Source organism: Peristeroidobacter agariperforans (genome assembly GCF_004138335.1).
Classification (GTDB): Bacteria; Pseudomonadota; Gammaproteobacteria; order Steroidobacterales; family Steroidobacteraceae; genus Steroidobacter; species Steroidobacter agariperforans.
Window position 1 is genome coordinate 262,264 of record NZ_RYFW01000006.1, and the last position, 21,680, is coordinate 283,943.

Genomic DNA, 21,680 nt, shown 5'->3' on the forward strand with positions numbered 1-21,680 from the left:
CTTGGGTCTGTTGACCATGACTCAAAGCGCTATTGGACGGTCACCTGATCGATGTTGCCGAGGTCCTGCCCGGTCGACTCGAACCGCAGCACGTTGCTGCCGTTGTTGAGCGGGACGGAAACATTCAACGTCGACCACGTGGTCCAGGCGCCAGTCGGATTGAACGTGATGTTTTGAGCCACGCCGTTCACCAACAATCGACCAGTGCGACTCGATGTAACTCCCAGCGCGTAGCGGATGCTCAGCGTCTTGCCCCCGCCGCCCTGACCATCCACGCCTTGGATCTCGAGATAGCCACCGTTGGCCGAGGAGTTCACATAGGCGCTGCCCATGTAGCCTGCGTTGGTCGTTTCAGTGACTGTTCCGCCGCCAACCGCGCCGTTCTCGGCCTGATACGTGTTCTGCGTCCCCGGATTCTCGCCGCCGCCAATGATCGTGATGTTCGGCGTCGGCGGGGGCGACATGTTGGCGCCGACGAAGAAGCTCGGATGCGGCGGCTGGTTGTAAGCCACGTTCTGCCATGCCAGCGCCACTCGATACTGCGGATCGTGCAGGAAGGTATAGAAACGATTCGTTGCGACGTTGATCGTGGTGTAAATGCGCAAGAAGGCATTGTCGGTCGTGCGCCAGATCACCTCTTCACGCCAGTCGCCGAGCACATCGCCACTGAGCGCCGGCGTGGACTTGGTCCCATTGTTAGAGGTGACGCCGGAGCCCGTGAGCAATCGCGTGTCGCTCGACGTGCCGTACTTGTCGACGTGATTGCTATCTAGCAGCTCACGTACGGTGTCCGTGTCCCACCAAACCAGGAAATTGGCTGAGCCTGGCGTGCGGCCGATCGATGCGCCGGACGCGTTGAAAAGATTCGTCATCCCCGGCCCGGAGCCCCAGAACTCTGCGCCGGCATTTCCTGAGTAGATATCCGCGGCCACGCCTCGACCGGGCCCCTCGCTACCCGAAGTATTGTTGATAGCAAATATCCGCGCGCCGCTGCGAGCGTCGCGAAGGTCTGCACCGGGCACCGAGCTGGACTCATGAATGTCCCAGATCTCCAGCCCGGAGCGCGACGGAACGAAGTCGCCGACGTGTAGCGCATCGCCGTGACCCAGGCCGCTCACGTAAAGCCCCTGGCCGTTGTCGTCGATGGTTGCGGCCCCGAAGACGATTTCCTGCCGCCCATCGGCGTCGACATCGGCAATGGACAAGTTGTGATTGCCCTGCCCTGCATAGGCAGAGTTACCCGATGCATTGCTGTCGAATGTCCATCGCTGAGTAAGCGCACCGTTGCGCCAATCCCACGCCGCGATCACGGCTCGAGTGTAATACCCGCGCGACATGATCAAGCTGGGCCGTTGCCCATCCAGATAGGCGACACCGGCGAGGAAACGATCGACGCGGTTGCCATAGCTGTCGCCCCAGGAGCTGACAGTGCCACGGGCCGGCACGTAGTTGGTGGTCGCCAGGACCGCGCCATTCTGTCCGTTGAAGAGGGTCAAAAACTCCGGCCCGCTCAGCACATAACCGCTGCTGTTGCGGTAATCGGCGCTCGAACTGCCAATGACCTGGCCGGTGCCACTGCGTGTGCCGTCCGCAGTCTTGACCGCCACCTCGGCTCGACCATCGCCGTCGAGGTCATACACGATGAATTGCGTGTAGTGCGCGCCGGCGCGGATGTTTCGACCGAGGTCGATGCGCCACAGGCGCGTGCCATTGAGCTCGTAGGCGTCGAGATACACATTGCCTGTGTAGCCGGATTGTGAGTTGTCCTTGGCGTTGCTCGGGTCCCACTTGAGCACGTACTCATATTCGCCGTCGCCGTCGAGGTCGCCAATGCTCAGGTCATTCGCTGTATAGGTATACGCCTCGCCGCTCGGCGTCGTGCCCCCCGCAGGAATCTGCAAAGGAATCTGCAGATACTGCTGGGTCGCCGCGTTGGCTGGCAGCGTGAACGAGGCGCTGTTGGCCTGCTCGACGCCATTCAGCACCGGCCTGACGAAGTAAGCATTGGCTTGTGTCGTCGGCGCCGAGTTGTCGACGAAGTTCGTGCTCGCCGTGATGGGCGTGCCATTCAGCAACGTGGCTGCGCCACCGGCCGTGGAGCGATACAGGTTGAAGGCAATTCCGGAAGGATCATTGCCAAACGAGCGCCAGCCCACATAAACCGAGGAACTACTGCTGCGAACGGCCACGACGCCGCGCGATAGCCGCTCCATCTGCGCTTGAGCGTGCGCATCGAGCGTCGCTGCAACCAGCACGGGGAATAACAAACAAACCCGCATCCATCCTTGATGCCTCATGACTGCTCCTTTGCATCATGTCAGCGCTGTCGGCTGTGGAGTCGCGCACGACCCAGCCCGCAAGGCCACAGCCCAGCGTTAGTTGATTTCGTTCCTACAGAACCCCCGGCGCTTCAACGCGTGAAGCGTTTCTTGGCGGCGCTCACAGTAGCGCAATTGCTCAGACAAACCAATCATATTCGATCATATAATTTGACCCGGCAGTCAGTATCGATCGATAGCATCGATATATCTTTCAATGCGCGATGCCTCTATCGATGGCTGCACGCCGGTTCGGCCGCCGTCGATCCATTTGACACTTCATCGCATCGATGCCCTCGTTTTACCGATGCCGGACCGCCCCCGGAGAAATATTCCTTCCGCCGGTCGATTCCTGTCGGAACTTGCAGCAGAGACGTTCCGTTCATGCGTCACGCCGCACGCTTCAGTTCATATTTATTTAGTCGAGCGGCGCCAAAGATCTGAAGAACAAGCAACGCGACGTCAGGAGGGAGTCATGCGCAACGACGCATATGTCCGTCGTGGGTTCGGCCGCTGGAGACGAGTGTTTCCTCTGTTGTTGTTATTCAATTCGGCGCTGGCCCTCGCCGATCCCGCGGTTCTTCTGGAAACGGCGCGTTTGATGCCCGCGGACGGCGCACCTGACGGAGGTTACGGCCGGAGCGTGGCCATCGACGGCAACATCGCCGTCATCGGCGCCACCAGTCAACAGCATCCAGGCAGCGGCACCACGACGCGAGGCGCAGCCTATGTGTTCGAACGCAATTCTCAAGGCGCCTGGCAGCAAACGGCGAAGCTCGTGGGCACGAATCCGCCCGATGCGTTCGGCTTCGATGTCGCAGTCGACGGCAACGTCATTGCCGTCGGCGATCCCGATCGCGAGCGCGTCCACGTCTTCGAAAAACAAGGCTCCAGCTGGGTGCGCACCGCCCAGCTCGGCCTGGCCCCGAGCCCGACTTACGGCACTGGCAATGGATTCTCGGTCGCCGTCCAAGGGGATCTGATCGCGATCAGCCATCGTGACGACAATGGCCTTGCGCTGTATCGACGCAGTTCCGCCGGCTGGCAACGGGTGGCTTCGTACAGCGATAGCTTTGCTGAAGAAGACCCCACCTATATGGGGCCGCACGTCGACGTCACCGCTGGCGCGGCGGTTTTCGGCACACCGTCACTGTTCGAACACGGACCGGCGCCAGGGCACCTCAATATCTATTCGCCGGGCGCCAACGGCGACTGGGCTACGCCGACGGTGACCTCGTGGGAACACCCGGACATCAACGGCGACTTCAACGGCCCTGTGTCGATCAGCGGCAACACGCTGCTCGCGGCAGGTTGGATATTCGAACGCAATTCCAACGGTACCTGGGAGCTCACCAACACCTCGACGCGGGCGGACGCGCTCGATGACGACGAAAGCACGGTGGTCGCGGGAGAGGCAGCCTTTCAGCTCGACTGGGTTTATCAGCGCGATGCTTCCGGCGCGTGGCCGCGAGTGGCCGAGTTGACGACCAGCGTTGAATCCGAGCTGAATCGCGTCGACATAAATTCGAAGCGAGTCGTGGCCGCCGGCGCCCCCACAGGAGCGGTCGTCAACGGACAAGCTTTCGTTTTCGAGCTGCCGACGACGTTGGACCGGCCCGCGTTGCTCCAGGATGGTTTTCAGGACGGCAACGCGCAGGGCTGGACGCCCCTCGGCGGCAGCTTCAGCGTGGTGTCCGGCGGCACGTCACTCGTCTACCGGCAAACAAACACCACTGGCAACGCAGCTGCGCTGTTGGCGAACGCCAGCTACCCCGACCAATCCATCCAGGCCGATATCGTTCCCCGCGCGTTCGATGGAACGGATCGCTGGTTCGGGTTGGTGGCGCGCTATGTGAACTCCACCAACTATTACTACGTCACCGCTCGCAGCGGTGGCGGAGTGCAGTTGAAGAAAATGGTGGGCGGGTCCTTCACCACGCTGGGCTCCGCACCGCTCACCGTCACGCTCAATCGAACGCATCGCCTGCGGCTCGAAGCGGTCGGCGATCATGTGCGCGTGCTGGTGAACGACCGGCCCGTCATCTCGGTTCGTGACGATGATATTTCAGGCGGGCAGCCGGGCGTGATGATGTACCGAACGCGCGCCGACTATGACAACGTGCTGGTCAACGCAAATCCCGGCGTTCCTGCGGTCGTCGATGACTTCACCGAGCAGCGCTGGAAGCTGGTGCCGACCACGGGCTCCTGGAGCCTCGTCTGGTGGGGACTGTATCTTCAGGAGGACCTGACCGGCGGCGCGAGCCTGCTGACCAACACCTGGGGCGATATGGGCACCTATGGCGATCAGATCGTCGAGGCCGACCTGCGGCCCACGCAGTTTGACGGCGCCGATCGCTGGATCGGACTTGCCGCACGCCATATAGACGCGAATAACTATGTTTACGTGACCCTGCGCAGTTCCAACACGCTGCAGATCAAGAAGCTGGTCAACGGCGCAATTCAAACGCTCGCCTCCGTCCCCTTCTCGGTCGCCACGAACACGACGTATCGAGTGCGGCTGGAAACGGTGGGATCGAGAGTTCGTGCTTATGTGAATGGGGAACTGCGGCTCGAGGCGGCCGATGTCACGAATACTTCTGTTGCAAAACGTGCCGGTGTGGTGATGTATAAGACCGCGGCGGAAGTAGACAACTTCTCTCTATTCCAGCCCTGAGGGCACAAAGACCCGCGGAGGCCGGATGGCCTCCGTGGCTCAGCGAAGCTCAGAGTTTCAGCGGCTTGCCTCCGCCACCTTGAAGACGGCTTGTGCGACGGCGATCTCTCCAGCAGCGTTGGTCACGGTAACCGAGGCCCGATAAACGCCGGCGACCGGGAATATCGCAGCAGTCTGAGGCCCGATCGCTGACTGCCCATCACTGAACGTCCAGTCATAGCTCAGTGCTTCGGCATCGGCTTCGAACGTCAGTGCCACGAACTCAACGGGCTGGTTTGCGATCGCCTCAGAGACCATCACGAGAGTGGGCATCGAAGGCGGCAGCCGAGCCAAAACCGTAACCTGCTCCGAGTCTAGTGCGACCTCGCCCCTCGCATCATGAACGGTGAGCGTAACGCGATAGCTTCCCGGAGCGGTGTAAACATGGGCAGCCTGCCCGCCATACGCGAGTGGCCCGCCGTCGCCAAAGTCCCACGCGAACTGCAGTGGCGGTGTGCCGCTGCCGCTGGCAATAGCTTGCACGACGTCGCCCACTCGCGGCGCAGCGGGTTCGAGCTGATCGATGCGAACCGTCGCCAGAGACGGATTGCTGACCGCGGCGCACTTGAACTGTGAACCCAGCAACGCCGGGCTGATGATCGCGATCAGCAGCACATAGCGGCGCGAGAACGACGGCGTGTACCGCATCTCCTTCGCTCCGTAAGCCGATCCGCCAAACAAGCACCTGAGCGGAGGCGTATCAGATCTCCGAGATCGCAGGAATGCGTAGAGCGGGCGGCCGCGCCAGCGTCGTTCGCCGGTATGCCGGCGCCATTCGCCGGCAATCTCACTTTCGATGTAACCCCCGAGCACCCTGCCGTGTCCTAACAGCAAGCCCCGCAATAACGCGGACATCGCAGAAAAGAGATTCAGGAGGCCGTCATGCTCACCGCCATCAGCCGCAAAACCCAGGCCGTCGTGTGCATGTTCCTGTCGGCTGTCATCGTCAGCGGCAGCCTGTCACTCGGCGCCTTCGCCGCCGAAAGCGCGGCTCACGACGGTTACTCGGTGACGGTCACGCAGATCCAGTAAGTCTCTGCCCCCTGCCGGTGTCGCGTTTTACGGCGCACCGGCAGGCTTGGCCCGGCCGGACGGAACTCGACTCCCCGGTCGCGTCCTCCGCATCAGCTCGAAGATGCCCGAGATATCTTCGTGACCAAAGCCAGCACTGGCCCGCTGTCGGAACAATTCGAGCATGGGCTCGAGCAGATCGGTGGCGACGCCCTGCTCTCGCGTGGCGGTAAGGATGTTCTCAAGAGACGCGGCCTGCATGCCGAGGTTCGAAACCACATTCACACCGTGCCTGCCGCTGTCGATCTTCTGCGCGTATCCGGGCAGTTCGCCCATCATCGCCGCCATCCATGGGCCGAGCAGCCTGAGAAATGAGTCCGAGCGAATGCCTTCGGAGTCCACCAGGGCGGTGGCATGGAAGAAGCCGGCGAAAACGCCATACATGCCACTGAGAAGCGCGAGATCGTGCAGCGAGGCCAGGCCGGGGTCCGCACCCAGATAGTTCGCGGCGCCGAGCGCCTCGAGCGAATCGGCATGCGCATCGAAGGTCGCTCTCGATCCGCTGTAAAGGATGAGCGCGTGCTCGCCGCCGATCATCGGAGGCGTCGCCATGATGCCGCCGTCGAGATATTCGGCGCCGAGCTCCGCAACCCGTTTGGCGGTGGCACGCGCCTGGGCCGGCGTGCCGTTGGTGAGATTGACCAGCGCGCGCCCTGAAAGAATCGAAGCCGCGGCATCAATCACCGAACCCGCTGCGCCGTAGTCGAGTACGCAGATGACCGTCACATCGCTTGCGGCTATCGCTTCGGCGGCGGAGTTCCGCTCGCGAGCGCCTTGGGCGATCAGTGATGCGGCCTTACCCGGCGTGCGGTTCCAGACAGTGACCCGGTGCTCCCGCTGCAAAAAGCGAGTGGCTAGCGCCTGCCCCATCGCGCCGAGGCCGAGGATCGAAATGTTCGCCATGAGTGTGCGTCCTTTGTGTATTCGAGCGGTCGACGCAAAAGATGACGTATTGGACGCCGAAGCAGTAGTACGCTAGCTGCAGACGCATAGTCCATAGATCGGAACGATCCCCATGCTGAATCTCAATGACCTCCTCATCTTCGTTCGGGTCGTGGATTACGGCGGCTTCGCTGCGGCGAGCCGCGCGATGGGTATTCCGAAATCTACGCTCAGCCAACGACTCTCGGCGTTGGAGAAAGAGATCGGGGTGCGCCTGGTCCAGCGAACCTCGCGCAGCTTTGTCGTGACCGAGATCGGGCGGGATTTTCATCGCCATGCCGCCGCCATGCTGATCGAAGCGGAGGCAGCGGAGCATGTGATCAAAGGCCGTCTCGCGGAACCCAGCGGAACCGTGCGCATCACTACATCGCTGCCGATCGCCCAGTTCCGCCTCGCGCCAGTACTGCCTCGCCTTGCCGCCAGCTATCCAAAGGTGCGCATCGAGCTCCATGTCAGCGACAGGTTCGTGGACATCGTGCAGGAGGGCTTCGACATCGCCATCCGCAACCACTTCGCGCCACTGCCGGATACCGATCTCGTGCAACGTCGCATCTGTCTCGACCCCGCCTGGCTGGTCGCCTCACGCGAATATATTCAAGAGAAAGGCATGCCGGCTGGACCCGAGGATGTGAACGGGCTCGATGGACTCATGGCATCGAGCTCGGACACGGTCTGGAGGCTGCAGAACGATCAGGGCGTCGTTGCCGAGATCACACCGTCGACCCGCTATGTCGCGAACGAGACCGTCTGCCTGCTGGAAGCTGCCAAAGCCGGGCTGGGTGTGGCCTGTCTCGCCAGCAGCTTTTGCGGGCCACTCGTCGCATCCGGCGCGCTCGTTCGGCTGTTGCCGGACTGGACCGGGACTGGCGTGGCCACCACCCTGCTGATCCCACATCGTCGTGGGCAGCTTCCCTCCGTTCGCATGATCGCCGATCAATTGATCGCCGAACTCGCGAAACCATCACAAGGCGCAGCTCTGATCGACGCAGCTTGATACTGCTCGACCACAACCAAACATTCGCGTAGCAACGCTTGCGGCAATGCCGGGCAAATCTGCGGCCGGCAACAGCGAGATGATCGCGTACGTTAGACTCCCGCGCACGGCTATCAACTTGTTATCGCCATGATCGATTCAATCGCGCTCTTCGGTCTCGTTCCGGTGTTTCTGGCGGCCATGATCTCGCCCGGCCCGGACTTTTTCATCGTGTCTCAGACCGCCTTGTCCCGCGGATTCGCCGCCGGCGCCTGGACTGCCGCTGGCATTGCTTCCGGAGTGGCCTTCTATGCGGCGCTCGCCGTACTGGGTCTTGCGTACGTGTTAAGCCGTGCAGCGTGGCTGACGATCGCCATCAAAATATTGGGCGGCCTTTATCTGCTGTGGCTGGCCTGGAAGATGCTGCAATCGAGCACGCCGGCAGCATCCTCGGAAACGATCCCGGTTCGTCATCGCAACCCCTATCTCACGGGATTGCTCACCAATCTCACCAACCCCAAGGTCGTGGTCTTCTTCGGCAGTCTGTTTGCAGCAGCCCTGACGCCCCAGGCGTCCCTGGCAACCAAGCTCGCCATGATCGGCATGTCCGCTGTCTTGCCGTTGGCGTGGTTTTGTTTCGTCGCTGCCTGCCTGGCGCTGCCCACCGTGCGCGAACGCTATCAGTCGATGCGTACTGCCATCAATCGCATCGGCGGGGTCATCATCGGTCTTTTCGGGATCAAGCTGCTGCTGAGCGCTCGCTCCCATTGACCTTACTCGTCAGGAAGACATCGCTGCCGCACAGATCGGAAAGCCCATGTCGCAGCACGACGTGCAGGTCGAGATCGCCCAGGCGCAATGTTTGCAATGCGAGGTCGGCCGCGCGTAGCCGGTTCTCGATGTCCGCTCCATAGCGGCGCACATGATCTTCCTGGAAATATTTCAAGACTCTTTCTGCAGGCGTGTGCAGCGGCTCATCGCTCGTCTTCGCGCCCCATACCGGCACCTGAATGACGGCGAGGCCATTCGGCTTCAGAACGCGGCGGATCTCGCGCATCGCCTTGTGATCATCCGTCACGTGCTCGAGGATGTGAGAGCACCACACGAGGTCGAAGGTGTCGTCTGCGAAGCTCATGTCGCAGATGTCTTCCTTGTGCATGACCGTCGGCAAGAGGAGATCGGCGGTGTGGTAGTCATCCGACCGGGACGCCAGCCATTTGGTCATGCAAGGCTCGGGCGCGAAGTGCAACACCTTACCCAATCGCGTGGGCAGACGCTCGGCGAGCAACACGTAAGCGAGCCGGTGCCGTTCCTGCGACTTGCAGCGGGGACAGGTTGCATCGAACCTGAAAAAGGGTCCCTGGTTCGCGGGCAGAAACTGAAAGCCCGTCCAACCGCACATGGGACACTGGCGTGTGTGTTGGAAGTTGAGTCCGGTGATGACGGCCCGATAGGACCTGCGCGCGAGAGTATCCACTAGACTCATATTGCACCTTGGGATGGTCCCGGCTTCAACATGCCAGCGTCGAATCGCCCGTCTCGTGCACCAAGCCTAAACGTGACACTCACGCGTTGACAAGATGTCTGCGAATGTTTCATCGCAGCGAGAGTGATGGCCTCCCGAAGTTGAATTCGCGGCTCAATGTCTCCTGGAAGCGACGCAGGGAAGAATTTTCACGTGATTGTCACGAGGGAATGACGAGAAGCAAGGCGAGTGAGGCAGCCCCAACGGCTGCAATCGCACTCCCGCCCCATCGAACCAGCGACAGCAGCTGACCAGACTGCACCATCCTCGTCGCGAGCAGCATGCCCAAGGCGTGCAACAGCGCCGTCGCCAGAACAAACCCCGTTCCATACGACGCAGCCGACAAGTCCACGCCCATCTCCGCGCCGTGCGCGTGACCGTGAAACAAGGCGAACCCTGCCGTCAGCGCGAGCAGCACCGGCGCGCGGAACGTTTGTTTCCAAACAAGCGCCGCCCCAAACGCAACGAGCGACAGCGCAATGCCAATCTCGATGAACGGCGCCTCCACCCCGCCCGCTCCGATCATTGCACCAACGATCATCGCCATCACAAAGCTCGCCGGCAGGCCCCACCGCAGGCGCCCAGCACTGCAGCCCGCTAGCAAGCCCACCGCCAGCATGGCGAGCAGATGATCCAGGCCGCCAAGCGGATGCAGGACGCCAGCCAGGAAGCTGTGCGTCGCATGCCCCGTGTGTGCCAAAGCCGTGGCGGGCAGCGACAGATAGAGAAACGATCCGAGCAACGATGTACGACGTAACATGACCACCAGCATGCCCTCGATGCGACGTTCCCGCCCTGAGTCAAATGACGTAGGCGGCCAGTTATGGGAAACGTATGATACGCAAGCATCCAGTGGGCGAGGAAGATCGATGTCGAAAGCTGAAGTATTGCGGCTTGGAGTCGGCGGTCCGGTCGGTTCGGGAAAGACGGCGCTGGTCGACAATCTCTGCAAGCGCATGCGCGAGCGATTCAACATCGCGGTCGTGACCAACGACATCTACACGCGCGAGGACGCCGAGTTCCTGATTCGCAGCCAGGCCCTGCCACCGGAGCGTATTCGCGGCGTCGAAACGGGCGGCTGCCCGCACACTGCCATCCGCGAAGACGCGTCGATGAATCTCGCGGCCATCGATGGCCTGATGCAGGAATTCGCCGGGCTGGACATGATCATCGTCGAGAGCGGCGGCGACAACCTGGCTGCGACGTTCAGCCCCGAACTGTCGGACCTGACCTTGTACGTGATCGATGTCGCTGCCGGCGACAAAATTCCCCGCAAGGGCGGGCCGGGCATCATGCGGTCGGACTTGCTGATCATCAACAAGATCGACCTGGCGCCTCATGTGGGCGCCTCGCTCGAGGTCATGGATCGAGACGCGCGCAAGATGCGTGGCGAGCGGCCCTTCGTATTCACGAACTTGAAAACGGGCGAAGGGCTGGACAAAGTGATCGCGTTCATTGAACGCGAGGGAATGTTGAAACAGTAGTCCCCTCCGCTCTCATCGCGCCAAAGTGCGAACCGCGCGAGCGGCGGCCGCGGCGCGATTCTCCACGCCCAGCTTCACGAACACCTGCTCCAGGTGTTTATTCACCGTGCGCGGGCTGATGCTGAGGATTTCGCCAATCTCTCGATTGGATTTGCCGCGACTGATCCATAAGAGCACCTCCGCTTCGCGCGTGGTGAGCGACAGTGCGCTCTGCAATTGTTGCTCGTCGCCCTGCGTGCCCGACTCAGCCAGCCGGAACAACAATTCGTCCGGGCCGATACGGCTGAGCATGGAAATCTCCAGCCGCCGCGCTCCGACTTCCATGACTGCCGTGCCCCCGCCTTTCGCACCCTGCCGTAATTGCATCAGCTGCTGCACCAACTCCGCCGGCAGGTTCGCGGCCTGTTCGTTTTGACCCGGAAACAACTCGGCAAGCAGCGCCCTGGCCTTGGGCGTCGACCAAAGCAGCCGGCCGCTCAAATCGGTCGCCAGCAGGAAACGTCCAGTCGCATCCAGCGCCGCATGCGTGCCGGAGGCGATCCTCGCATTCGCCAGGTGTACGCGGATCCGCGCCAGCAACTCGTCGATGACGATGGGCTTGGCGACATAGTCGACGCCGCCCGCAGCGAGTCCCTCGACCACGTGTTCGGTATCGCTCAGCCCGGTCATGAAGATGACCGGCAAGTGTGACAACAGCTTCTCTCGCTTCAGGCGTCGGCAGGCCTCGAAGCCGTCGATGCCGGGCATCACGGCATCCATCAGCACCAGATCCGGCGTGATCTGATCGACCAGCTCCAGCGCGCTGTCGCCGTCGGTGGCGATCAGCACGGTGAACCCTGCCTGATCCAGCGTGTCGGTGAGAAAGCTGAGCGTCTCCGGCGTGTCATCCACGACCAGCACGGTATCGCGGCGGGTGCTCACCTCAGAAGTCATCGTCATTTCGCAGGGTTTCCAGCACGTTCATGTAGCGCTTCAGATCGAAGTTCGCGACCAGCGACTGCATGTGGGTGGTGAAGGGTTTGCTCGCCGGATCGTCGGCTTCGATCTGGCGCAGCTTGGCTTGAATGCCGCGCACATGTCCGATCCGGCCGAGCTGGTAGAGATCGTTGACGTGATGTCGCGAGTGCAATGGCAACTCGCACGAGGCGCCGACCTCCTCTAGCGCATCGTCTTCGGTCGCGTACGTCCATTGCAGCCCGAGCAGGCCCGCAACGGTATCGAGCAGCAATTGCATATCGACGGGCTTCATCACAAAGCCATCGTGCGGGCAATCGGGGCCACCCGCGCCGTATTCATGGGCGTTGGCCGACACCATGACGATCTTCATCGACGTGAGCGCCGCGTGATCGCGCAGATGCTTCGCGACTTCCCAACCCGATAGATCCGGCATCGAAATATCGATCATGACCAACGCGGGCCGCTCCCGGATCGCGACCGCGATGCCCGATGTGCCATTCGACGCCGTGATGACCTCGAACTGCAATGGCTGCAGCAGGCGCTGCACGATATCGAGATGCGCGGGATCGTCATCGATGAGCAGCAGCTTGAGGCGAGCGCCGGCGTAGCCAGTGATGCGCCCTGGCAGCGACGATTGCTGGACCGAGTGCATCGCCTCGGATAGCAGCAGCCGCACAGTAAACATCGTGCCCTCGCCCAGCGTGCTGCGCGCGAGCAGCTCTCCGCCCATGATTTGCGTCAGCAGCTTCGTGATCGTGAGTCCCAGGCCGATGCCCGGCACGGCGCGCACCGTCGGCGCCTCACCGCGCTCGAAAGGTTGAAAGACCCGCTCGAGATCGGCCTCCGCAATGCCCAGGCCGGTATCGGAGATCTCGAACTCCGCCACTTGATTGCGATAGCGCACCACCAGGCTGGCATAGCCGCGCTCGGTGTATTTGATCGCATTCGACAACAGATTGATCAGGATCTGGCGCAGCCGTTTCTGATCGGTGTACACCTGCGCCGGCAGGTGGGGCGGCCGTTGATAGCGAAACTCGATGCCACGGCTCGCCGCCTGCAACCGAAACATGTCGACGATCTGGTCGAGAAACTCCACCAGCTGCACTTTGTCCCGATTCAGCCGCAGCATGCCGTTCTCGATGCGTGAGATGTCCAGCAAGCCGTCGATCAGGTTGGTCAGATGCTCGGCGCTACGCCGGATCACGCGTGCGGCATTATCGGCAGGTCCGGCGATCTCTCGTTCGAGCAGCTGCGCATAACCGAAGATCGCATTCAGCGGCGAGCGGATCTCGTGGCTGATGCCGACGATATAGCGCGTCTTGGCAACATTGGCGGCTTCCGCGACCTCCTTCGCCTTTTGCAGGGCCGCGTCCGTGCGTTTGTGAGCCTCGATTTCGTCCATCAGCATCGCGGTCTGGCGCGCCGATTCCGCTTCGGCGCCGCGCCGACTCTCGTGTGCGAGGACGATGAGCCACGCAGCAACGCCGGTCAGCACGAACAAACTGATGAACACCACCCATAACGTCATGCCGATCGCCTCGCGATCGGCCGTAGTGACGCCGCCGGACTGTTGATAGATCAGCGACAGCAACAAACCGGTCGCCAGATTGAAGACCAGCAACAGGCCGAAGAAATGCCCGGCCCGCGTGTTCAACGACAGGGCCGCGCGCTCGGGCAGGATGCTCGCGAAGAATCCTTGCAGCTGTTCCGTAAGGCGACTGTCGGTCTTGCACAGATCGTGGCAACGCGCCTCCAGCGTGCAGCACAACGAGCAGATCGGGCCGGAATACGCCGGACACATCGCCATGTCGTTCCGTCCGAACACATTCTCGCAGATCGTGCAGCGGATCTCGGGCTCCTGCTCCGGCAGACCCGCCGGCTGACGCGCCAGGTAGTAGCGCCCCTTGGTCGCCCACGCGATTACCGGCGCGGCGACGAAGGCGACCACCAACGCCACCAACGGCGAAAGAATCTGCGGGAACGTGCCGAACACGCCGAGGAACGCGAGACTGGAAATCACGATCGACAACAACAATGCGCCGACGCCGACGGGATTGATGTCATAGAGATGCGCGCGCTTGAACTCGATGTACGGCGGGCTATAGCCCAGCGGCTTGTTGATCACCAGGTCCGCCGTCAAGGCGCCAATCCAACCCGCGGCGAAGTTGGCGTAGATCACCAGGATGCTCTCGATCGCGTTGAAGATGCCGGTCTGCATGAGCAGCAACGCGAGCAGCACATTGAACACCAGCCACACGACGCGGCCGGGATGACTGTGCGTGAGACGCGAAAAGAAGTTCGACCACGCGATCGATCCGGCGTACGCGTTGGTCACGTTGATCTTCAGCTGACAGACGATGACGAAGACGCCGGTCAGCACCAGCGCAAAGCTCGGCGACTGAAACGTTTCCCTGAACGCGAGGAAATACATGCCCGTCGGCTCATCCGCCTGCGCCGGCAACACGCCGTGGCGCAAGGCGAAGTACGCCAGGAAGGAACCGGCGAGCAGCTTGAACCCGCCCATGAACACCCAGCCGGGCCCCGAGGCGATCAGCGCCGTCCACCAGGCGAGCCGATTGCGACGGTCACGGTTCGGCAAGAATCTCAGATAGTCCACCTGCTCGCCGATCTGCGGGAGCAGTGACAGCAGCATGGACACCGCCAAACCGAACAACAGCGGATCGAGCGAGCCGTCGGCGGAGCCCTGCTGGCCCGCGTACCCAGTCCACGCCGACACGTCGGCGGGACTCCGCCAGGCGATATATGCAATCGGCAGGAACTGCAGCAGCAGCCAGATCGGCTGCGTCACCAGCTGCATTTTGCTGATCAGACTGATGCCATAGATCGCGATCGGAATGACGATCAGCGAGCTGATCAGATGGCCGATGGCGAGCGGAATGTCGAACAGCATCTGCAGCGCCATCGACATGATGCTCGCCTCGATCGCCAGCAGCAGAAACGTGAAGGACGCATAGATCAGCGAGGTGATCGTCGAGCCCATGTAGCCGAAGCCGGCGCCGCGCGTCAGCAGGTCGATGTCCACGCCATAGCGGGCCGCATACGAGCAGATCGGCAGGCCGATCAGAAACATCAGCACGCAGAACACCGCGATCGCCCACGCCGTATTCGGAAAGCCATAGGCAATCGTCAATGCGCCGCCGATCGCCTCGCACGCCAGGAACGCGATCGGACCGAACGCAGTATTGCCGACGCGGAAAGAAGACTTGCGCGCGCGATCCGCCGTGTAGCGCAGCGCATAGTCTTCGAGCGTCTGACTCGCCACCCATTGGTTGTACTGACGGCGCTCTCGAACGATCCGTTGTCGTGCAGCCATTCTCGATGTTCTTGTGTCGTTGCCGTTCCATAAGCAAGCGATGTGCCAGGCAACGTTCCAGGGCGGCGCGGCGGCCCCCTTCCCCAATGCTGGTGCACGCCCGTGCTACATCGAGGTGCAGCGTTCAGGCCGGCTGCACAGTGATGGGTCGTGCACGGCTCACCGACCACGAGTACGTCAAATGACGTGTATGCGCACGTCGCCAGCCCGCATAGCGTGCGACGCCAGGGATGGACACGAACTCCTCTGGCCGCACCAACAATCACGACTTGCAGGGAACCTTCATGCGACAACCATCGATCAACTGCCGGACGACTGCGGGCTTGCGCGTCGTCGCTATCGGCGCGCTGGCCGCGCTGCCCGCGAGCAACCTGCTCGCCGCCGAGGTGGATTTGCCACCCGTGTCGGTCGGCGCCGGCGTGCGCTCGAGCTTCACATACTCCGATCCGGACTTCGGCGATGAAGTCAGCGATTTCGAACTGAATAGCGCGCGCATCTACATCAGCGGCAAAGTGACCGAGAACATCAGCTTGATGTTCAACACCGACTACAACGCCGGCGGCGCGACGCCGGAATCCGTGCGCGTCATCGACGCCGTCGCGCAGTTCTCGTTCTCCGACGAATTCAACATCTGGGCCGGCCGTTTCCTGCCGCCGAGCGACCGCGCCAATCTCTATGGCCCCTACTACGCAAATCACTGGGGCGTGTATCGCGACGGCGTCCAGGACGGCTATCCGTTCGAGACCGAAGGCCGCAACGACGGCGTGATGTATTGGGGCCAGTTCGGCATCGCGAAAGTTTCCGCGGGCGCCTTCGACGTACAAGGCCTCACCAAGGGCAGCTCGGATGTGCTGTACGCGGGCCGCGTACAGCTGGATTTCTGGGATCCGGAGAGCGGTTATTACCTGAACAGCACCTACTACGGCGAGAAGGATCTGCTGGCGGTCGGCATCGCGGCTCAAACAGCCGCAGGCGACAACGCCTACTCCGTCGACTTCCTGCTGGAGAAGAAGCTCGCCAACAGCGGCGTCGTGACGATCGAAGCGGAGTACGCCAAGTATGACGGCCTCGGCGGTTATCCCTCGCCGGCGTCCGGCATCAACGGCCCCATCCCGTACGACTCGAGCGATGGCTACTACCTGCTCGGCGCCTATGTTTTTCCGCAAACCATCGGCATCGGCAAGTTCCAGGTGCTCGCCAAGTACGGCGAGGCCACCTACGACTACGGCTTCGCAGAGCTCGATCAAACCACGACCGAGTTGAACCTGACTTACCTGATCAAGGACTTCAACGCGCGCGTCACGCTGTTCTACATCGACTCCAGCTTCGACCCCAACATCGGCGCCGACCTCGAGCAAATGGGCGTCGGCCTGCAGGTTCAGATCTAGTCCCCACTCTTCCTTCGGAGCAATCATTCATGCGTAAAACAAAACCGGGCGGACTGAAGCAACTTGCGGCCGCCATCGCACTCATGTCGGCCATGGCAGCGCAAGCCGCCGACACCATCAAGGTCGGCGTGTTGCACTCGCTGTCGGGCACGATGGCGATCTCGGAAACGACGCTCAAGGACACCGTGCTCATGCTCATCGACGAGCAGAACAAGAAAGGCGGCGTCATGGGCAAGAAGCTCGAAGCCGTGGTCGTCGATCCCGCCTCCAACTGGCCCTTGTTCGCCGAGAAGGCCGAGCAACTGCTGGTCAAGGACAAAGTGTCGGTCGTGTTCGGCTGCTGGACCTCAGTCTCGCGCAAGTCCGTGCTGCCCGTGTTCGAGAAGAACAACGGCTTGTTGTTCTATCCGGTGCAGTACGAGGGCGAGGAATCCTCGAAGAACGTGTTCTACACCGGCGCGGCGCCCAACCAGCAGGCGATTCCAGCCGTCGATTACCTGATGAACGAAGTAGGCGTGAAGCGCTGGGTGCTGGCGGGCACCGACTACGTCTATCCGCGCACTACCAACAAGATCCTCGAAGCGTACTTGAAGGCCAAGGGCGTCAAGGACGAGGACATCATGATCAACTACACGCCCTTCGGGCATTCCAATTGGCAGCGCATCGTCGCTGACATCAAGAAATTCGGCTCAGCGGGGAAAAAGACCGGCGTCGTCTCCACCATCAACGGCGACGCCAACGTGCCGTTCTACAAGGAGCTCGGCAATCAAAAGATCTCGGCCGAGGACATTCCGGTGGTCGCTTTCTCGGTCGGGGAAGAAGAGCTCTCGGGCATCGACACCAAGCCGCTGGTCGGCCATCTCGCGGCCTGGAACTATTTCATGAGCGTCGATACGCCGGCGAATGCCGAGTTCATCAAGAAGTGGCGCGCCTTCATCAAGAACAACAAGCGCGTCACCAACGACCCGATGGAAGCGCACGTGATCGGCTTCAACATGTGGGTCAAGGCGGTGGAGAAAGCCAAGAGCACCGAGGTGAGCAAGGTGATCGACGCCATGGTCGGCATCGAAGTGCCGAACTTGAGCGGCGGCACCGCCAAGATGCTGCCGAATCATCACCTGACCAAGCCCGTGCTGATCGGCGAAGTGCGCGCCGACGGTCAGTTCGACACTGTGTGGCAGACCGATGGCCTGGTGCCGGGCGACGCATGGTCCGACTACCTGCCGGGCAGCAAGGACATCGAAGCCGACTGGGTGAAACTCAAGTGCGGCAACTACAACACCAAGACCTTGAAGTGTTCCGGACAGAACTACGAATGATGGGTCAGCGGTGACAAATCTCAGTTGCACGTTGTACGCGGTCCCGGGCGCAAGTCCGGGACCGCCGTTCCTTGCCCGCCGCGCACTGTGGTGGCTCGCGTTCGCCCTGATGCTCGGGATGCTCGTGCGCCCCGCTGCCGCCGCGGAGTCGACTGCATTCGAGCAGGCGCTCGGCAACCTCGCAACCACCAACTTCAAACAAAAGGAACGTGCCGTCGGCGAGTTGCTCGACGCTCGCCATGCCAACACGCGCACCGTGTTGAACGCGTTGCTGGAAGGCAATCTCTACTATCGAAAAGACGACAAGCGCGTGTTCATCGGTGCTGCGCAGGATACGAGCCTGCGACTGCAAGATCCGTTGACGATGTCAGACGCAGGGATCGCCGACGCATCGGACTGCACCAAGATCACGACCAACAACCAGTTGCGTAAAGCACTGAAGAGCGCGCTGGCCAGCTTCGACCTTGCCGATCCCGATGCGGACGTGCGATTGGCCGCTGTGAATGAGCTGCTGCGTTCCCTGGATGCGGACCGCGTTTCCATCCTGCGCGCGCGGCAAAGCTCCGAAAACAACGATGCGGTCCGCACGGCCATCCAAACCGGCCTGGCAATCGCGGATCTGGACAGCGCCGATGCCGATGTTCGGCTGGCCGCTGTCGACCAACTCGAAGGCAGCCTGAATCCGGAGGCATTCAACCGGCTCAGCGCCAGTGTTGCCCGGGCCGACGACGGCAGTTACGCCGAGCCGGACGAAAACGTGCGCAATGCGGCGCGCGCCGCGCTCAACGCGATCAATAACTGGCGCAGCTTCTATAGCACGCTGGAAACCTTGTTTTTCGGCCTCAGCCTGGGCTCGGTGTTGGTGCTGGCCGCGATCGGGCTCGCCATCACCTTCGGCGTCATGGGCGTGATCAACATGGCGCACGGCGAGCTGATGATGCTCGGCGCTTACACCACTTACGTCATCCAGCTGCTCATGCCGCAACACATTGGCGCCTCGGTACTGGTCGCGATTCCGGTGGCTTTCGCGGTTGCGGGCGGCGTCGGTGTCCTGATCGAACGTGGCGTCATGCGGTTCCTGTACGGTCGGCCGCTGGAAACATTGCTGGCCACCTTCGGTGTCAGCCTGGTGTTGCAACAGATCGTGCGCGACATCTTCTCCGCCAACAATCGCCCGGTGGAAACCCCGGCGTGGATGGCCGGTTCGCTGCAGGTCAACGAAGCGTTCTCGATTACTTACAACCGACTCTACGTCGTGCTGTTCATGCTGATCGTGTTCGCGATCCTGCAACTGGTGCTGAAGAAGACTTCGCTCGGCTTGAAGGTGCGGGCAGTGGCGCAAAACCGCGCGATGGCGAAGTCCATGGGCGTGCGCACCGAATGGGTCGACGCACTCACCTTCGGACTGGGCTCGGGGATCGCAGGCGTCGCCGGCGTGGCATTGAGCCAGCTCACCAACGTCGGACCCAATCTCGGTCAGAGCTACATCATCGATTCGTTCATGGTCGTCGTGTTCGGCGGCGTCGGCAATCTGTGGGGCACACTGATTGGCGGTATGTCACTGGGCGTCGTGAACCAGGCGCTCGAACCGTACGCGGGCGCCGTCCTGGCGAAGATCCTCGTGCTCATCGCGCTGATCCTGTTCATCCAGCGACGCCCGCGTGGCCTGTTTCCGCAGAAAGGCCGTGCCGCCGAGAGTTGACCATGCAGACATCCCATCCCGCCATCCAACTTCTCATCGGCGAGCGTGGCACGCAAGTGTTTCTAGCGTTGCTGCTCACTGTCGGCGTAGCCGCGCCGATCATGCACCTGGCCTTTCCGGAAGGCTCGGCCCTGCACCTGTCCAGCTACACGATGACGCTCATGGGCAAGTACATGACCTATGCCCTGCTCGCCATCGCCGTCGACCTGGTCTGGGGCTATTGCGGCATCTTGAGCCTCGGCCATGCCGCCTTCTTTGCACTCGGCGGCTACGCGATGGGCATGTACTTGATGCGGCAGATCGGCACGCGCGGCGTCTACGGCGATCCCCTGCTGCCCGACTTCATGGTGTTCCTGAATTGGAAGGAGCTGCCGTGGTTCTGGCAAGGCTTCGACATGTTCTGGTTCGCCGCGCTCATGGTCATCGTCGTGCCCGGACTGCTGGCGCTGGCGTTCGGGTGGCTGGCATTTCGCTCGCGCGTCAGCGGGGTGTATCTGTCGATCATCACGCAAGCGCTGACCTACGCGCTGATGCTCGCCTTCTTCCGCAATGACATGGGCTTCGGCGGCAACAACGGACTGACGGACTTCAAAGACATCCTCGGCGCCAATATCAACGCGTCCGAGACGCGAGTCGCGTTGTTTCTAACGTCAGCGGCCGCACTCGGGCTCGGCTATCTCGCATGTCGTTACATCACCTTGTCGCGTGCCGGTCGCGTCGTTCAGGCAATTCGCGATGCCGAGAGCCGGACGCGATTCATCGGCTACCGCGTAGAGTCGTACAAGCTGTGGGTGTTCGCGTTCTCCGCAGTCCTCGCCGGCATTGCCGGCGCGCTGTATGTGCCTCAGGTCGGCATCATCAATCCCAGCGAATTCCAACCCATCAACTCCATCGAAATCGTCATCTGGGTAGCGGTGGGCGGCCGCGGGACGTTGTATGGCGCAGTCGCCGGCGCGGTGCTCGTCAACTACGCGAAAACATACTTCACCGCCACCATCCCCGAGCTGTGGCTGTACGCGCTCGGTACGCTGTTCGTGATCGTTACGTTGTTCCTGCCGAAGGGAGTCGTCGGGCTCGCCGATAAATTCGCCTTGCGCCGCCCCGCAGCTCGAACGGTGACCGCATGAACGCCAGCACCGCGATTCGCAATGGTTGGCAAAAGGTCTTCGGCGCGGGGGCGCGGGGCGCTCGTCCGGCGCCAGGCGATACTTCGCACGGCACGATCCTGTATCTCGAAGACATCAGCGTCAGCTTCGATGGTTTCAAGGCGCTCAATGCGCTCACCTTGTACATCGACGCCGGCGAGCTTCGTTGCATCATCGGGCCGAACGGCGCCGGCAAGACCACGATGATGGACGTCATCACCGGCAAGACGCGTCCCGACGCAGGTTCCGCGTGGTTCGGCCAGACCACCGATCTGCTGACATTGAGCGAACCGCAGATCGCCGAAGCGGGCATCGGCCGGAAATTTCAGAAGCCCACCGTATTCGAGCAGCACACCGTCATGGAGAACCTGGAGCTGGCGGTCGCCGGCCACAAGACCCTCTGGACCACACTCCGCTCCCCGCTCGACCGCCGGCAACACGAGCGTATCGAAGAGGTGCTCGAAACCATTCGTTTGCAGGATCGCCGCAGCATGCGCGCCGGCATGCTCTCGCACGGCCAGAAGCAATGGCTGGAGATCGGCATGTTGCTCGCGCAGGAGCCACGATTGCTGCTCGTAGACGAGCCCGTTGCCGGCATGACACCGCAGGAGGTAGAGCGCACCGCCGAGCTTTTGCTATCGCTGGCGGGCAAACACTCCGTCATGGTGGTCGAGCACGACATGGATTTCGTCCGGTCCATCGCGCACAAAGTCACCGTGCTGCACGAAGGCCACGTGCTGGCGGAAGGCACGATCGATGAAGTCCAGAACGATCCACGCGTCGTGGAAGTGTATCTGGGCGAGTAACAG

Annotated in this window: 17 protein-coding genes and 1 pseudogene; 10 read left to right on the forward strand and 8 right to left on the reverse strand. The window is 61.8% G+C overall.

Features of this window, described 5'->3' with window-relative positions; genetic code table 11:
- Positions 1-29 precede the first annotated feature (29 nt).
- Together EK373_RS34470 and EK373_RS30315 are read right to left on the reverse strand one after the other, a co-directional pair.
- Positions 30-440, reverse strand: coding sequence for a carbohydrate-binding protein (locus EK373_RS34470; RefSeq protein WP_407676230.1), 411 nt, complete (start codon positions 438-440; stop codon positions 30-32).
- Positions 429-2,216 (reverse strand): annotated as a pseudogene (locus tag EK373_RS30315) (rhamnogalacturonan lyase); the annotation flags it as partial. The gene EK373_RS34470 and the pseudogene EK373_RS30315, both read right to left, overlap by 12 nt.
- Positions 2,217-2,793: 577 nt before the next feature.
- Between EK373_RS30315 and EK373_RS30320 the strand changes: the two are divergent.
- A complete protein-coding gene (locus tag EK373_RS30320; protein WP_157994610.1) occupies positions 2,794-4,992 on the forward strand; it encodes an FG-GAP repeat protein in 2,199 nt (732 codons plus the stop codon).
- Between the two features lie 57 nt (positions 4,993-5,049).
- Here the strand turns inward: EK373_RS30320 and EK373_RS30325 are convergent, their stop codons facing one another.
- Positions 5,050-5,679: a PKD domain-containing protein gene (locus EK373_RS30325; protein WP_198683773.1), complete on the reverse strand. Its 630-nt coding sequence runs from the start codon at positions 5,677-5,679 to the stop codon at positions 5,050-5,052.
- 234 nt (positions 5,680-5,913) lie between these two features.
- Here EK373_RS30325 and EK373_RS33270 point away from each other — a divergent pair, with 234 nt between their 5' ends.
- A complete protein-coding gene (locus EK373_RS33270; protein WP_157994611.1) occupies positions 5,914-6,063 on the forward strand; it encodes a hypothetical protein in 150 nt (49 codons plus the stop codon).
- 27 nt (positions 6,064-6,090) lie between these two features.
- Here the strand turns inward: EK373_RS33270 and EK373_RS30330 are convergent, their stop codons facing one another.
- A complete protein-coding gene (locus tag EK373_RS30330) occupies positions 6,091-7,005 on the reverse strand; it encodes an NAD(P)-dependent oxidoreductase (protein ID WP_129648975.1) in 915 nt (304 codons plus the stop codon).
- Positions 7,006-7,117: 112 nt separating this feature from the next.
- On the opposite strand from EK373_RS30330, the gene EK373_RS30335 reads away from it, so the two are divergent.
- Together EK373_RS30335 and EK373_RS30340 are read left to right on the forward strand one after the other, a co-directional pair.
- A complete protein-coding gene (locus EK373_RS30335; RefSeq protein ID WP_129648978.1) occupies positions 7,118-8,038 on the forward strand; it encodes a LysR substrate-binding domain-containing protein in 921 nt (306 codons plus the stop codon).
- Positions 8,039-8,167: 129 nt separating this feature from the next.
- On the forward strand, positions 8,168-8,788 hold the full coding sequence (locus tag EK373_RS30340) for a LysE family transporter (RefSeq protein ID WP_129648981.1): 621 nt from the start codon (positions 8,168-8,170) through the stop codon (positions 8,786-8,788).
- On the opposite strand, the gene EK373_RS30345 is transcribed toward EK373_RS30340, so the two are convergent.
- Positions 8,757-9,503, reverse strand: a complete 747-nt coding sequence (locus EK373_RS30345) for a class I SAM-dependent methyltransferase (protein WP_129648984.1) — start codon at positions 9,501-9,503, stop codon at positions 8,757-8,759. The genes EK373_RS30340 and EK373_RS30345 overlap by 32 nt on opposite strands.
- Before the next feature lie 199 nt (positions 9,504-9,702).
- Positions 9,703-10,302 carry a HupE/UreJ family protein gene (locus tag EK373_RS30350; protein WP_129648987.1) on the reverse strand — a complete coding sequence of 200 codons (600 nt, stop codon included), beginning with the start codon at positions 10,300-10,302 and terminating at the stop codon, positions 9,703-9,705.
- Positions 10,303-10,411: 109 nt separating this feature from the next.
- Between EK373_RS30350 and ureG the strand changes: the two genes are divergently transcribed.
- Positions 10,412-11,026, forward strand: a complete 615-nt coding sequence (gene ureG / locus EK373_RS30355) for an urease accessory protein UreG (RefSeq protein WP_129648990.1) — start codon at positions 10,412-10,414, stop codon at positions 11,024-11,026.
- 12 nt (positions 11,027-11,038) lie between these two features.
- Here ureG and EK373_RS30360 read toward each other — a convergent pair whose 3' ends face one another.
- Together EK373_RS30360 and EK373_RS30365 are read right to left on the reverse strand one after the other, a co-directional pair.
- On the reverse strand, positions 11,039-11,965 hold the full coding sequence (locus EK373_RS30360; RefSeq protein WP_129648993.1) for a response regulator: 927 nt from the start codon (positions 11,963-11,965) through the stop codon (positions 11,039-11,041).
- Entirely contained in the window at positions 11,949-15,317 is a 3,369-nt protein-coding gene (locus EK373_RS30365) for a hybrid sensor histidine kinase/response regulator (RefSeq protein ID WP_129648996.1), read from the reverse strand. Before EK373_RS30365 ends, EK373_RS30360 begins: the two co-directional genes overlap by 17 nt.
- A 284-nt stretch (positions 15,318-15,601) precedes the next feature.
- Between EK373_RS30365 and EK373_RS30370 the strand changes: the two genes are divergently transcribed.
- The 5 genes from EK373_RS30370 (at position 15,602) to urtD (ending at position 21,677) form a co-directional block, all read left to right on the forward strand.
- Positions 15,602-16,705, forward strand: coding sequence for a porin (locus tag EK373_RS30370; protein WP_157994612.1), 1,104 nt, complete (start codon positions 15,602-15,604; stop codon positions 16,703-16,705).
- Positions 16,706-16,788: 83 nt separating this feature from the next.
- Complete coding sequence (gene urtA, locus EK373_RS30375) at positions 16,789-18,024, forward strand: urea ABC transporter substrate-binding protein (protein WP_407676231.1); 1,236 nt, start codon at positions 16,789-16,791, stop codon at positions 18,022-18,024.
- Positions 18,025-18,133: 109 nt separating this feature from the next.
- Positions 18,134-19,726 (forward strand): urea ABC transporter permease subunit UrtB, encoded by a 1,593-nt coding sequence (gene urtB / locus EK373_RS30380; protein ID WP_129649101.1) that lies wholly within the window; start codon positions 18,134-18,136, stop codon positions 19,724-19,726.
- 2 nt (positions 19,727-19,728) lie between these two features.
- Positions 19,729-20,853, forward strand: coding sequence for an urea ABC transporter permease subunit UrtC (gene urtC / locus EK373_RS30385; protein WP_129649005.1), 1,125 nt, complete (start codon positions 19,729-19,731; stop codon positions 20,851-20,853).
- Entirely contained in the window at positions 20,850-21,677 is an 828-nt protein-coding gene (urtD, locus tag EK373_RS30390) for an urea ABC transporter ATP-binding protein UrtD (RefSeq protein ID WP_129649008.1), read from the forward strand. Before urtC ends, urtD begins: the two co-directional genes overlap by 4 nt.
- Positions 21,678-21,680 lie beyond the last annotated feature (3 nt).

Coding starts and splice junctions, on each gene's coding strand:
- ureG (WP_129648990.1), top strand. CDS start 10,412: ATGTCGAAAGCTGAAGTATTGCGGCTTGGAGTCGGCGGTCCGGTCGGT.
- urtA (WP_407676231.1), top strand. CDS start 16,789: ATGTCGGCCATGGCAGCGCAAGCCGCCGACACCATCAAGGTCGGCGTG.
- EK373_RS30360 (WP_129648993.1), bottom strand. CDS start 11,965: ATGACGATGACTTCTGAGGTGAGCACCCGCCGCGATACCGTGCTGGTC.
- EK373_RS30345 (WP_129648984.1), bottom strand. CDS start 9,503: ATGAGTCTAGTGGATACTCTCGCGCGCAGGTCCTATCGGGCCGTCATC.
- urtC (WP_129649005.1), top strand. CDS start 19,729: ATGCAGACATCCCATCCCGCCATCCAACTTCTCATCGGCGAGCGTGGC.
- EK373_RS30330 (WP_129648975.1), bottom strand. CDS start 7,005: ATGGCGAACATTTCGATCCTCGGCCTCGGCGCGATGGGGCAGGCGCTA.
- EK373_RS30370 (WP_157994612.1), top strand. CDS start 15,602: ATGCGACAACCATCGATCAACTGCCGGACGACTGCGGGCTTGCGCGTC.
- EK373_RS30340 (WP_129648981.1), top strand. CDS start 8,168: ATGATCGATTCAATCGCGCTCTTCGGTCTCGTTCCGGTGTTTCTGGCG.
- EK373_RS30365 (WP_129648996.1), bottom strand. CDS start 15,317: ATGGCTGCACGACAACGGATCGTTCGAGAGCGCCGTCAGTACAACCAA.
- urtD (WP_129649008.1), top strand. CDS start 20,850: ATGAACGCCAGCACCGCGATTCGCAATGGTTGGCAAAAGGTCTTCGGC.
- urtB (WP_129649101.1), top strand. CDS start 18,134: ATGCTCGGGATGCTCGTGCGCCCCGCTGCCGCCGCGGAGTCGACTGCA.
- EK373_RS30325 (WP_198683773.1), bottom strand. CDS start 5,679: ATGCGGTACACGCCGTCGTTCTCGCGCCGCTATGTGCTGCTGATCGCG.
- EK373_RS30335 (WP_129648978.1), top strand. CDS start 7,118: ATGCTGAATCTCAATGACCTCCTCATCTTCGTTCGGGTCGTGGATTAC.
- EK373_RS33270 (WP_157994611.1), top strand. CDS start 5,914: ATGCTCACCGCCATCAGCCGCAAAACCCAGGCCGTCGTGTGCATGTTC.
- EK373_RS30350 (WP_129648987.1), bottom strand. CDS start 10,302: ATGTTACGTCGTACATCGTTGCTCGGATCGTTTCTCTATCTGTCGCTG.
- EK373_RS30320 (WP_157994610.1), top strand. CDS start 2,794: ATGCGCAACGACGCATATGTCCGTCGTGGGTTCGGCCGCTGGAGACGA.